Annotated in this window: 13 protein-coding genes; 9 read left to right on the forward strand and 4 right to left on the reverse strand. The window is 64.2% G+C overall.

Annotated features, from left to right (window positions below; translation table 11 throughout):
• Positions 1–2 precede the first annotated feature (2 nt).
• The 9 genes from sucD (at position 3) to CAER_RS0109445 (ending at position 9,395) form a co-directional block, all read left to right on the forward strand.
• Positions 3–887: a succinate--CoA ligase subunit alpha gene (sucD, locus tag CAER_RS0109410; RefSeq protein ID WP_027235115.1), complete on the forward strand. Its 885-nt coding sequence runs from the start codon at positions 3–5 to the stop codon at positions 885–887.
• Between the two features lie 238 nt (positions 888–1,125).
• On the forward strand, positions 1,126–4,077 hold the full coding sequence (locus CAER_RS0109415; protein ID WP_027235116.1) for a 2-oxoglutarate dehydrogenase E1 component: 2,952 nt from the start codon (positions 1,126–1,128) through the stop codon (positions 4,075–4,077).
• 12 nt (positions 4,078–4,089) lie between these two features.
• Entirely contained in the window at positions 4,090–5,622 is a 1,533-nt protein-coding gene (odhB, locus tag CAER_RS0109420; RefSeq protein ID WP_027235117.1) for a 2-oxoglutarate dehydrogenase complex dihydrolipoyllysine-residue succinyltransferase, read from the forward strand.
• Between the two features lie 157 nt (positions 5,623–5,779).
• Positions 5,780–6,079, forward strand: a complete 300-nt coding sequence (locus CAER_RS29710) for a hypothetical protein (RefSeq protein WP_129369869.1) — start codon at positions 5,780–5,782, stop codon at positions 6,077–6,079.
• Entirely contained in the window at positions 6,076–6,468 is a 393-nt protein-coding gene (locus CAER_RS0109425; protein WP_027235118.1) for an MAPEG family protein, read from the forward strand. Before CAER_RS29710 ends, CAER_RS0109425 begins: the two co-directional genes overlap by 4 nt.
• Before the next feature lie 226 nt (positions 6,469–6,694).
• Positions 6,695–6,964 (forward strand): hypothetical protein, encoded by a 270-nt coding sequence (locus CAER_RS0109430; protein WP_027235119.1) that lies wholly within the window; start codon positions 6,695–6,697, stop codon positions 6,962–6,964.
• Positions 6,965–7,032: 68 nt separating this feature from the next.
• Positions 7,033–8,424, forward strand: coding sequence for a dihydrolipoyl dehydrogenase (gene lpdA, locus CAER_RS0109435; protein ID WP_027235120.1), 1,392 nt, complete (start codon positions 7,033–7,035; stop codon positions 8,422–8,424).
• Positions 8,425–8,477: 53 nt separating this feature from the next.
• Positions 8,478–9,008: a hypothetical protein gene (locus CAER_RS0109440; RefSeq protein WP_036797201.1), complete on the forward strand. Its 531-nt coding sequence runs from the start codon at positions 8,478–8,480 to the stop codon at positions 9,006–9,008.
• Positions 9,009–9,086: 78 nt separating this feature from the next.
• Positions 9,087–9,395, forward strand: coding sequence for an EthD family reductase (locus CAER_RS0109445; RefSeq protein ID WP_027235122.1), 309 nt, complete (start codon positions 9,087–9,089; stop codon positions 9,393–9,395).
• 118 nt (positions 9,396–9,513) lie between these two features.
• On the opposite strand, the gene CAER_RS0109450 is transcribed toward CAER_RS0109445, so the two are convergent.
• Genes CAER_RS0109450 through CAER_RS0109465 form a run of 4 tightly spaced genes read right to left on the reverse strand, consistent with a single transcriptional unit; the run spans position 9,514 to position 12,416 of the window.
• Complete coding sequence (locus CAER_RS0109450; RefSeq protein WP_027235123.1) at positions 9,514–10,119, reverse strand: pyridoxamine 5'-phosphate oxidase family protein; 606 nt, start codon at positions 10,117–10,119, stop codon at positions 9,514–9,516.
• On the reverse strand, positions 10,097–10,846 hold the full coding sequence (locus tag CAER_RS0109455; protein ID WP_027235124.1) for a lysophospholipid acyltransferase family protein: 750 nt from the start codon (positions 10,844–10,846) through the stop codon (positions 10,097–10,099). The genes CAER_RS0109450 and CAER_RS0109455 overlap by 23 nt, the downstream gene beginning before the upstream one ends.
• Positions 10,843–11,742, reverse strand: coding sequence for a cell division protein FtsX (locus CAER_RS0109460; RefSeq protein WP_027235125.1), 900 nt, complete (start codon positions 11,740–11,742; stop codon positions 10,843–10,845). Before CAER_RS0109460 ends, CAER_RS0109455 begins: the two co-directional genes overlap by 4 nt.
• A complete protein-coding gene (locus tag CAER_RS0109465; protein WP_027235126.1) occupies positions 11,739–12,416 on the reverse strand; it encodes a cell division ATP-binding protein FtsE in 678 nt (225 codons plus the stop codon). The genes CAER_RS0109460 and CAER_RS0109465 overlap by 4 nt, the downstream gene beginning before the upstream one ends.
• Between the last annotated feature and the right edge of the window lie 69 nt (positions 12,417–12,485).

Raw genomic sequence — 12,485 nt, forward strand, 5'->3', positions numbered from 1 at the left:
ACATGGCAGTCCTCATCGACGAAAACACCAAGGTCATCTGTCAGGGCTTCACCGGCTCGCAGGGCACTTTCCACTCCGAACAGGCCATCGCCTACGGCACCAAGATGGTCGGCGGCGTGACCCCCGGCAAGGGCGGCCAGACCCACCTGAACCTGCCGGTCTTCAACTCCGTGCATGAAGCCAAGGCGAAAACCGAAGCCAACGCCTCTGTCATCTACGTGCCGCCGCCGTTTGCCGCGGATTCGATCCTGGAAGCCATCGACGCCGAAATGGAAGTGATCGTGGCGATCACCGAAGGCATCCCGGTGCTGGACATGATGAAGGTGAAACGCGCCCTGGAAAACTCCAAGTCGGTTCTGATCGGCCCCAACTGCCCCGGCGTGATCACCCCGGACGCCTGCAAGATTGGCATCATGCCCGGCCACATCCACAAGCGCGGCACCGTCGGCGTTGTGTCCCGCTCCGGCACCTTGACCTATGAGGCGGTGAAGCAGACCACCGATGTGGGCCTGGGCCAGTCGACCTGCGTGGGCATCGGCGGCGACCCGATCAAGGGCACCGAGCATATCGACGTGCTGGAGTGGTTCCTGGCCGATGACGAGACCGAGAGCATCATCATGATCGGTGAAATCGGCGGCTCCGCCGAGGAAGAGGCCGCGCAGTTCCTGGCCGATGAGGCCAAGAAGGGCCGCAAGAAGCCGGTTGCAGGCTTTATCGCCGGCCGCACCGCCCCTCCGGGCCGCCGCATGGGCCACGCGGGCGCAATTGTCGCCGGCGGCAAGGGCGGCGCCGAGGACAAGATCGAAGCGATGAAATCCGCAGGCATCGTGGTCGCCGAAAGCCCGGCGGGCTTGGGCGAAGCGGTTCTGAAAGCGATCGGCAAGTAATGCCCGTGTCCGCTTTGCATACCTCAAAGCGGAAAATGCCCGGCGGTCTTCGCCGGGCATACCCTACTCCCAAGGCAGCTCTTTCTTTGAGGGACCTCGCCGCCAAGACGGTTTGCCATACCGGATTGGCCGCAAGGTTCTGCGGCACATTCATCCATTTGAAACTCCTGCGCACCACCCTGCCGGGAGTGGCCTAAGGCCAGAACAAATACGGTCCCAACCCGCAAGAGGCACCAAAATGACCGATCAAAGCCCCAACGACCTCTTCCGCGCCTCCTCCTTCATGCAGGGGCACAATGCGGAGTATCTGGAGCAGCTTTATGCCCAATACGCCAATGACCCGAACGCGGTGGATGCCGCCTGGGCCGAGTTTTTCCGCCAGATGGGCGATGCCGAACTTGACGTGAAGGCCGAGGCCACCGGCCCCTCCTGGGCGCGGAATGACTGGCCGCCGATGCCCGCCGATGACCTGACCGGCGCGCTGACCGGCGACTGGCCCGCCCCGGTTGAGGCCAAGGCAGCCGGCAAGAAGATCCGCGACAAGGCCGCTGCCAAGGGCGTTAAGCTGACGGACGATCAGGTGCAGCGCGCAGTGCTGGACTCGATCCGCGCCCTGATGCTGATCCGCGCCTACCGGATCCGCGGCCATCTGGCCGCCGACCTCGACCCGCTGGGCATGCGCGCCGCCACCCCGCACCCGGAGCTGGACCCCAAGACCTATGGCTTCACCGATGCCGACATGGACCGCCCCGTGTTCATCGACAATGTGCTGGGCCTGCAGGTCGCGACCATGCGCCAGATCGTGGAGATCGTGAAGCGCACCTACTGCGGCACCTTTGCGCTGCAATACATGCACATCTCCGACCCCGAGCAGTCCGCCTGGCTGAAGGAGCGGATCGAGGGCTACGACAAGGAAATCCGCTTCACCCGCGAAGGCCGCAAGGCGATCCTCAACAAGATGGTCGAGGCCGAGGGCTTCGAGAAGTTCCTGCACGTCAAATACACCGGCACCAAGCGGTTCGGCCTCGATGGCGGCGAAAGCCTGATCCCGGCGATGGAGCAGATCATCAAGCGCGGCGGCGCGCTGGGGGTCAAGGACATCGTGATCGGCATGCCGCACCGCGGCCGCCTCAACATCCTCGCCAATGTGATGCAGAAGCCCTACCGGGCGATCTTCAACGAATTCCAGGGCGGCAGCTTCAAACCCGAAGACGTGGATGGCTCCGGCGACGTGAAATACCACCTCGGCGCCTCCTCCGACCGGGAATTCGACGGCAACAGCGTGCACCTTTCCCTGACCGCCAACCCCTCCCACCTGGAGGCGGTGAACCCGGTGGTGCTGGGCAAGGTCCGCGCCAAGCAGGACCAGCTGGGCGACAGCGACCGCACCGAGGTGCTGCCGATCCTGCTGCACGGCGATGCCGCCTTTGCCGGCCAGGGCGTTGTTGCGGAATGCTTCGCGCTCTCCGGCCTGCGCGGCCACCGCACCGGCGGCACCATGCACATCGTGGTGAACAACCAGATCGGCTTCACCACCGCGCCGCATTTCTCGCGCTCCTCCCCCTACCCCACCGACAACGCACTGGTGGTTGAGGCGCCGATCTTCCACGTCAACGGCGATGACCCGGAGGCGGTGGTCCACGCCGCTAAGGTGGCAACCGAATTCCGCCAGAAGTTCCACAAGGACGTGGTCATCGACATCTTCTGCTACCGCCGCTTCGGTCACAACGAAGGCGATGAGCCGATGTTCACCAACCCCTTGATGTACAAGAAGATCAAGGGCCACAAGACGACTCTGACTCTGTACACTGACCGGCTGGTCAAGGATGGCCTCATCCCCGAGGGCGAGATCGAGGACATGAAGGCCGCCTTCCAGGCGCATCTGAACGAAGAGTTCGAGACCGGCAAGGACTACAAGCCCAACAAGGCCGACTGGCTGGACGGGCGCTGGTCGCATCTGGACAAAAAAGATGCCGACTATCAGCGCGGCCGCACCGCCATCGCGCCAGAGACCATGGCGGAGATCGGCAAAGCGCTGAGCCAAGTGCCGGACGGCTTCCCGCTGCACCGCACCGTTGGCCGCTTTCTGGATGCCCGCGGCAAAATGTTCGAAGCCGGCAAGGGCTTTGACTGGGCCACCGGCGAAGCGCTGGCCTTCGGCTCGCTGCTGCTGGAAGGCTACCCGGTGCGCCTGGCGGGCCAGGACGCCACCCGCGGCACCTTCTCGCAGCGCCATTCCGGCATCGTCAACCAGGAGACCGAGGAGCGCTACTACCCGCTCAACAACATCCGCGCGGGCCAGTCCCAGTACGAGGTGATCGACTCGGCGCTGAGCGAATACGCGGTGCTGGGGTTTGAGTACGGCTACTCGCTGGCCGAACCCAATGCGCTGACGCTGTGGGAGGCCCAGTTCGGCGACTTCGCCAACGGCGCCCAGATCATGTTCGACCAGTTCATCTCTTCGGGCGAGAGCAAATGGCTGCGGATGTCGGGCCTTGTCTGCCTGCTGCCGCACGGGTTCGAGGGCCAGGGGCCGGAGCACTCCTCCGCCCGCCTGGAACGCTTCCTGCAGATGTGCGGCCAGGACAATTGGATCGTGGCCAACTGCACGACGCCCGCGAACTACTTCCACATCCTGCGCCGTCAGCTGCACCGCACCTTCCGCAAGCCGCTGATCATGATGACCCCGAAATCGCTGCTGCGCCACAAGCTGGCGGTCAGCAACGCCGAGGACTTCACCACCGGCTCCAGCTTCCACCGGGTGCTGTGGGATGACGCCCAGAAGGGCAACTCAGACACCCAGCTGGCCGCCGACGACAAAATCAAGCGCGTCGTCATGTGCTCGGGCAAGGTCTATTACGACCTGCTGGAGGAACGCGACGCCCGCGGCATCGACGACGTCTATCTGATGCGGATTGAGCAGTTCTACCCGTTCCCCGCGATCTCCATGGTGAAGGAGCTGGAGCGCTTCAAGCAGGCGGAAATGGTCTGGTGCCAGGAAGAGCCCAAGAACCAGGGCGCCTGGACCTTTATCGAACCCAACATCGAATGGGTGCTGACCCGGATCGGCGCCAAGCACACCCGGCCGCTTTATGCCGGCCGCGCCACTTCGGCCTCGCCCGCAACCGGCCTGGCCAGCGAACACAAAGCCCAACAAGCAGCCCTCGTGAACGAAGCGCTGAGCATCTGAGGATAAAGAGACATGACAACCGAAGTCCGCGTACCCACCCTGGGCGAATCCGTGACCGAGGCCACCGTGGCCACCTGGTTCAAGAAACCCGGCGACAGCGTCAATGCCGATGAAATGCTCTGCGAGCTGGAAACCGACAAGGTGACGGTTGAGGTGCCCTCGCCCGCGGCAGGCACCCTGGGCGAGATCGTGGCCGGCGAAGGCGAAACCGTCGGCGTCGACGCGCTGCTGGCCACCCTGACCGAGGCCAACGGCACCGCCGCAGCCCCGGCCGCTTCTGACAGCAAATCTTCGGCAGCACCGGCTCCGTCCGATGCGTCCTCCGGCGGCGACGGCGCCCCGGTGCCGGTCATGGTCCCCGCGCTTGGCGAGTCGGTGTCCGAGGCGACCGTTTCCTCCTGGTTCAAGAAGGTGGGCGACAGCGTCGCGCAGGACGAGATGCTGTGCGAGCTGGAAACCGACAAAGTGTCCGTCGAAGTGCCCGCGGCCGCGGCCGGCGTGCTGACCGAAATCCTGGCCGAAGAAGGCGCGACCGTTAACGCGGGCGGCAAGCTGGCGGTCATGTCGGCGGGAGACGCCGCCGCTGCGGGCGGCACCGATGCCGGACCCGCCGCAGATGCTGCCCGCGGCACTGGCACCGGGCCGGGCGCTGGCGTCAAAAACGCCCCCTCGGCGGAGAAGGCAATGGCAGAAGCCGGCATCGACGCCAGCCAGGTCAAGGGAACCGGGCGCGACGGGCGCATCATGAAGGAAGACGTCGCGGCTGCCCTGGCCGCTGCCAAATCCGCACCTGCATCCGCCCCGGCCCCCGCCCAGGTGCGCGGCCCGGTCACAGCCGACGATGCGGCACGCGAGGAGCGGGTGAAGATGACCCGCCTGCGCCAGACCATCGCCAAGCGCCTGAAGGACGCCCAGAACACCGCCGCGATCCTGACCACCTACAACGAGGTGGACATGACCGAGGTGATGGCGCTGCGCAATCAGTACAAGGACCAGTTCGAGAAGAAGCACGGCGTGCGCCTGGGCTTCATGTCGTTCTTCACCAAGGCCTGCTGCCACGCGCTGAAGGAAGTGCCTGAGGTCAACGCCGAGATCGACGGCACCGACATCGTCTACAAGAACTTCGTGCACATGGGCGTTGCCGCGGGCACCCCGCAGGGCCTGGTGGTGCCGGTGATCCGCGACGCCGACCGGATGTCCTTTGCCGAGATCGAAAAGGCGATCTCCGAGAAGGGCAAGCGCGCCCGTGACGGCAAGCTGTCGATGGCGGAAATGCAGGGCGGCACCTTCACCATCTCCAACGGCGGCGTCTACGGCTCGCTGATGTCCTCGCCGATCCTGAACCCGCCGCAGTCCGGCATCCTGGGCATGCACAAGATCCAGGACCGCCCGATGGTGGTGAACGGCGAAATCAAGATCCGCCCGATGATGTACCTCGCGCTGTCATATGACCACCGCATCGTCGACGGCAAAGGCGCCGTGACCTTCCTGGTCCGCGTCAAGGAAGCGCTGGAAGACCCGCGCCGCCTGCTGATGGATCTGTAATCCATTGAGGGGAAAGCCTAGCCAGCCCTACAAAATCAGCGCGCCCAAAATTGGTGAAAGACCCAGCTATTGGGCGCGCTGGTGCGGGATAAAGTGCCCCGATTGCGGGCGCATTCAGTCAACGCTGGCTATGATGCGGACCAACCCTTGGAGGGGTGTGAACAAGACCGATTTTCACCTTTGCGGAACCTGCGGCACACACCTCTTTCTGACCGGAAAATCCCGCCATTGGAGTTTCTTCCTAGTAGTCGTACCCATATTTTTCTCTGTAATGGTGCTCACCTCAATCGCATTTAACTGGTTGGGTTGGGTGACAGCTGAGGGGCCGAACAAAGGCGAACCAACATTTGGTGCCGGGCTTTTGATGGGAATAGCTATTTTCAGCATCATAAGTGCTGTCAATGGACGCCGGGAAGAAGTCAAGAGTGTCAAACTTGAATGCAGTTCAACCCAATGACCCTCCCGCTCTGGGGCCTTGTCTGCCTCTCGATCCTCGCCCTGATCCACGTGAGCTGCGACAGCTTCCTGCTGAAGCTATCCGTCGGCAACGCATGGACCGCAGGCCCGCGCGACACCACCGTCAGCCGCGGCGCGCTGGCGGGCCGGGCGCAGCGGGCCTTCACCAACTTTCTGGAAACCGCCCCGGTCTTCATCAGCTTGGCGCTGGTGGCGGAACTGGCGAGTCTGCACAGCGCGCTGATCTCCGCCGGGATCTACACCTATCTTGGGGGCCGCGCCCTCTACCTGCCTGCCTACCTCAGCGGCTTGCCCTATCTGCGCACCGCCATCTGGCTCATCGCCACCAGCGGCTTAGCCGCGATGCTCGCGGGGGTGCTCCTCGCATGAGCTTTCACCTTTACAAAAATACTCCGGGGGGTGAGGCCCGTCTTGGAAACCGCCTGGGGGGCGGTTTCAGGGCCGAACGGGGCGGAGCCCCACTGCGCATGGGCCGGGGGCAGCGCCCCCATTCGGAAGGTAATGCCTCAAGCCCCCCGTCAGTTGAGTGGAATCAAAGCGCTCCCCGCCCCATCCGGTGCATCCTGCTTCCAGAACGGAAAAAGGAGTAACACCGATGGCAACTCATGTTCTCTGGCAGGCCGATGTGGCCGATTTCAACGCCTGGCTGACCGTGTTCCGGCAGGACAAGCGCAACCGGCAGGCCTCTGGCATCACCGACATGAACGTCTGGAGCGATCCGGACCGCAAGAACCACGCTGTGGCGCTGTTCGCCATCAACGACCTGGAAAAGGCACGCGCCTTCTTCGGCTCGGAGGAACTTGCCATGCACCTTGAACGCGACGGGGTCACCAATATCTCGATCAAGATGTTGACCCCGGTCTGATCATAAAACAACTATCCCCTAGCTTGTTCCGGCAAACGGAACCGGGGAGAAAAGAGGAAAACCGACCCATGTCCCAATATGACGTCATCGTAATCGGCGCCGGCCCCGGCGGCTATGTCTGCGCCATCCGCTGCGCCCAGCTGGGACTGAAGACAGCTGTTGTCGAGGGCCGCGAGACCCTCGGCGGCACCTGCCTGAACGTGGGCTGCATCCCCTCCAAGGCGCTGCTGCACTCGACCCATCTGCTGCATGAGGCAGAGCACAACTTTGCCCATATGGGCCTCAAGGGCAAAAGCCCCTCGGTCGATTGGGACCAGATGAAGGCCTACAAGGATGAGGTGATCGGCCAGAACACCGGCGGCATCGAGTTTCTGTTCAAGAAGAACAAGATCGACTGGATCAAGGGCTGGGCCTCGATCCCGGCGGCCGGCAAGGTGCAGGTCGGCGACGACGTGCATGAGGCCAAGAACATCGTGATCGCCTCTGGCTCGGTGCCTGCCTCCATTCCGGGCGTCGAGATCGACGAGAAGATCGTGGTCTCCTCCACCGGCGCGCTGGAGCTGCCGAAGATCCCCAAGAAACTGGCGGTGATCGGCGCCGGCGTGATCGGGCTGGAGCTTGGCTCTGTATACGCCCGTCTCGGCTCCGAGGTGACCGTGGTGGAATACATGGACGCGGTCTGCCCCGGCATGGACAAAGACGTGCAGCGTTCCTTCAAGCGGATCCTGGAGAAGCAGGGCCTCAAAATCATCCTGGGCGCCGCGGTGCAGGGGGTGGAAACCTCCAAGACCAAGGCCAAGGTCAAGTACCAGCCCAAGAAGGGCGGCGATGAGGAGACGCTGGACGCCGATGTGGTGCTGGTGGCCACCGGCCGCAAACCCTATGCCGAAGGGCTGGGGCTGGACGATCTTGGCATCAAGATGACCAAGCGCGGCCAGATTGCCACCGACAACCACTGGGCCACCAACATCAAGGGCATCTATGCCATCGGCGACGTGATCGAAGGCCCGATGCTGGCGCACAAGGCCGAGGATGAGGGCATGGCGGTCGCCGAGGTGATCGCGGGCAAGCACGGCCACGTGAACTATGGCGTCATTCCGGGCGTCGTCTACACCACGCCGGAAGTGGCCACAGTGGGCGCGACCGAGGACGAACTGAAGGCCGAGGGCAAGAAGATCAAGGTCGGCAAGTTCATGTTCATGGGCAACGCCCGCGCCAAGGCCGTGCACCAGGCCGAGGGCGGCTTCGTCAAGATCATCGCTGACAAGGAAACCGACCGCATCCTGGGCGCCGCGATCATCGGCCCCGCGGCCGGCGACCTGATCCATGAGCTGTGCGTGGCGATGGAGTTCGGCGCCTCTGCCGAAGATGTGGCGCTGACCTGCCACGCGCACCCGACCTACTCCGAAGCGGTCCGCGAAGCGGCGCTGGCCTGCGGTGACGGGCCGATCCACAGCTAATTGTTACAGCCCGGCCCCCTAAAATGGGGCCGGGTCCATTTCAGGACTATTGCTTGAAACTCAAGATTTTACTGCCAATATGCGCAGCAGGTCTCGCAGCGGGCTTGCTCCTTTCCAGGGTGATGCTCGGCGAGCCCAACCGCGTTGAACGCACTGTTCAGCTTTTTACACAAGCCTGTGTTCCCTACTACTTGGGTGGACTGGATACCCCGCCTGCAGACCTGGGTCTGATCAAGACGGATATGTTTCCGCAGGAGAGGCGGTGGGCAGATCCAGTTTCCGCGAGCTTCCTTGTCTTGGGTGAACACTCCTGCACCATATCGACGAACGCTCCGAATGCTCTCACACAAGCCGAAGGCGACGTGCTGGCCTCCGGCATCGAACAGGTCGTAGCCTCTGAATTCCCGGAACTGGCATTCGACCCCAAAGCAACATTGGGCGACGATGTACTGTTTCGAGCATGGATGAAGGGGCAAGTGGCCTCGCCTCAGCGCTGGGGAGTATCTGTTTACGTATTTCCGGACCGGGGCGAGCGCTCGGGGAGTTTGGTCAGCCTTATGATCCCTCGCTCAAGCCAGAAATAGACGCCAAAATACCTTTGGCATTTGACGCCAAACCCCGCTCTACTGCCCCGAAGTGTATAAGCCGCAGGAGACACCTTCATGCCCGTCACGTTGCAAGTCATCTACCCCGTCACAGAGGGAACCAATTTCGACCACGCCTATTATGCGGACACTCATATGAAGATCGTGGACCAGCACATGGGGCCGCATATCAAGACGATCATTGTCACCAAGGGACTGGCAGGCGGGCCGGACAAACCGGCACCGTTTTATGCCATTGCAACGATGACATTTTCCGATCAGGCCGCCATGGACGCCGCGATGAAGGCCGCAGGGCCCGCGCTGGAGGACATTCCGAATTTCACCGATGTGAAGCCGCAGATGCTGATTGGCGAGGTCATCAGCTGACCGGACAGCTCCCAGGCAGCGCAACGGGCAGCCAGGGGGCGCAGCCTCGCTGGCTGCAAAATTCTTCATAGTATTTTGCCAAGGACGTTCGAACGTCCCTCAGCGCCCCGCCGCCTGCTCACCACATGGTTTCGGCGGCGCGGGCGTTCCAGCTCTTGTCGTATCCGGCGCCGCCTTCCTCACCTGCTGTCTGCTCGGCCAGGATGTCGCCCATAGTCGGCAGGCCGGCGCTTTCGTCGGCGCCGCTCCAGGTGCCCGCCCGCAGCATCGCGCGGGCGCATTGGGAATAGATCTCGCCAATCGAAATCACGATCACCGTGGCCGGCAGCTTGCCCTTCTTTTCAAAGCGCGCGCGCAGATCCGGGTCGGCGGTCAGCCGGGCGGTGCCGTTGACACGCACCACGTTGTTCGATCCCGGTACCAGGAACATCAGCGACACCCGCCCGTCCCGCACGATATTGCGCAAGCTGTCCAGCCGGTTGTTGCCGCGCCAGTCGGGCAGCGCCAGGGTGCCCGGGTCCAGCTCCTGCACGACCGGGCCGTCATCGCCGCGCGGGCTGTCGTCGGTGCCTTCCGGGCCGACGGTCGCCAGCATGCACAGTTTTGAGGCCATAATCCACTTGCGGTACAGCGGCGTCATCTGCCGCGCCACCTTACGTAAAGAAGGCGCTCCCGGTTCCCCGTAAAGCGCCTCCAGTTCTTCAATGCTGCTGAGGTATTGCATCTGGTTCAAATCCCGCTTCTCTCATCAATTCGTCCGACCGGCGCTCCACCCGGTTTTCGAGCTGCGCCATAAATTCGTCGCGGTTCATTCCCGGCAGCATCGGCTCCAGGAACTCCACCACCGCCAGGCCCGGTTTACGGTAAATGCCGGTGCGCGGCCAGAACACGCCCACATTGGTGGCGGCCGGGACGCAGGGCTGGCTCAGGCCCTCGTACAGCACCGCGGTGCCGATCTTGTAGGGCTTGCGGGCGCCGGGCGCCACGCGGGTGCCTTGGGAGTAGATGATCAGCTGGCCCGGCTCACGGCTTTGCAGAGCCACGTCCTTGACCATCTTGGCAATCGCCGCGCCGCGCTTGCCGCGGTTGACCGGCACGCAGCCCAGGCGTTTGGCATAAACCCCGATCACCGGCGTCCACATCAGCTCGCGCTTCATGATGAACCGGGCAGAGGGCACCGCGTTGAAGATGATCAGGATGTCCAGGAAACTCTGATGCTTGGCCGCCACGATCACCTCGCCGGACGGAACCACGCCGCGCACCTCGGAGCGGATGCCAACCATCCAGCGCGCGGTCCACAGCACCCAGCGGGCGAAAGACTTGCAGGCCAAGCGCGCGCCCTTGGGCGAGACCGCGGCCCAGGGTGCAAACACCACCCCCAGCACCAGCATCGCCAGGTACATCTGCACCAGAAAGACTGCCGAGCGCAGCCATTGGACCGGGTTCTTCAAGACAGCTCTCCCAAACGTTTGGTGGCGGCGCGGGTGGTGGCAGCAAAGGCGACCAGCGCGCCCAGCGGCGGGATCAGGAGCGGCACCAGCCAGCCCCAGCCCTGAAATCCGAGGCCGGTCAGGAAACCGCCCTCATCCGAGGCTTCCGGCATCAGCCAGACCCCGATCATGCCCAGCACCACACCCGCCGCGGCGCCGGTCAGCGCCCGCAGGGTGAAGCGGCGGATAAAGGCCTGTGCGATATAGCTGTCCAGCGCCCCGACCAGGCGCAGCACCTCGATCACCTGGGCGTTGGCCGCCAGCGCCGCATTGGCCGCCAGGGTGATCATCGCCGCGGTGGCGCCGCCGATCAGCAGGATCGACACCCACGCCAGGCGGCGCAGCGAACGTGCCGCATCCACCAGCGGCTCGCGCCAGCGGGTGTGATCGTCCAGCACCGCACCGGGCACCTCGGCCTGCAACCGCAGCCGCAGCCCCTGGGCGTCATAGCCGGGATCATCCGCGGTCACCTCGATCAGCTGCGGCAGCGGCAGGCTGCCCGCAGGCAGGCTGGAACCGAACCAGGGCGCCAGCAGCGCCGCCTGCTCCTCGCCCGTCAGCGCCCGCGCGGTTGCCACGCCGGGGGTCTGGCGCAGGATCTCCAGCGCGGCGTCGGTCTGCGCCGCGCGCTGCTCTGCCGGGGCGTTGATGCGCAGCGTCGCTGCACGCGCCAGCTCCGACGCCCAGCGGTCCGCCAGGCGGCCGGAGGCCAGGGACAGTGCCAGGGCAAACACCGCCAGGAACGCCATCGCGCCCGCCACAAACAGCGTCAGCTGTGCGGTAAAGCCGGTGGGCGGCACCACCCGGTTGGCCTGAGTGTCGCCCAGCACCAGCTTGCGCAGCTTGCCATCGGTCATAGGTCCGCCCCCGCAAGCTGCAATTGCCGGTTGGAAATCCGCAGCACTCGCGCCTGCACCTGGTTCTTGGCGGCGCGGATCAGCGACAGGTCATGGGTGGCGACCAGGATCGTCTTGCCCATCCGGTTCAGCTCCACCAAGAGCTGCAGCAGCCGCTGCGACATTTCCCAATCAACGTTGCCCGTCGGCTCATCAGCGATGATCACATCGGGCGACAGGATCACCGAGCGCGCCAGCGCCGCCCGCTGGCGCTCGCCGCCCGACAGCTCCGGCGGCAGCGCATGGGCGCGCTCGCTGAGACCGACCCAATTCAACAGCTCGCGCAGGTTGGCCTCCTCGTGGTTCAGTTCGCGGCCCGACACCAGCAGCGGCAGCGCGATATTCTCCATCACCGGCAGATGGTCCAAGAACCGGCAGTCCTGATGCACCACGCCGACGCGGCGGCGCAGATAGGCCATCTGGTCGCGGTCCAGCCCGTGCACATCCATGTTGAAGGCGCGCACCCGGCCCGAGGTCGGTGTCAGCGCGCCGTAGCAGAGTTTCAGCAGCGTGGTTTTACCTGCGCCGGACGGCCCGGTCAGGAAGTGGAAGGAGCCCGGCGCCAGCTGAACCGACACGGCATCCAGCAGCTCGCCGCCGCCGTAATTGTAGCCCACATTTTCCAGCTCGATCACTGCCGCCCCCTGAATGCGCCCCAATTCAGCGCCCCGGTATTTTGCTCCGGTGTTTTGCCCCAAGGGGCC

This window comes from Leisingera caerulea DSM 24564 (assembly GCF_000473325.1).
Taxonomy (GTDB): domain Bacteria; phylum Pseudomonadota; class Alphaproteobacteria; order Rhodobacterales; family Rhodobacteraceae; genus Leisingera; species Leisingera caerulea.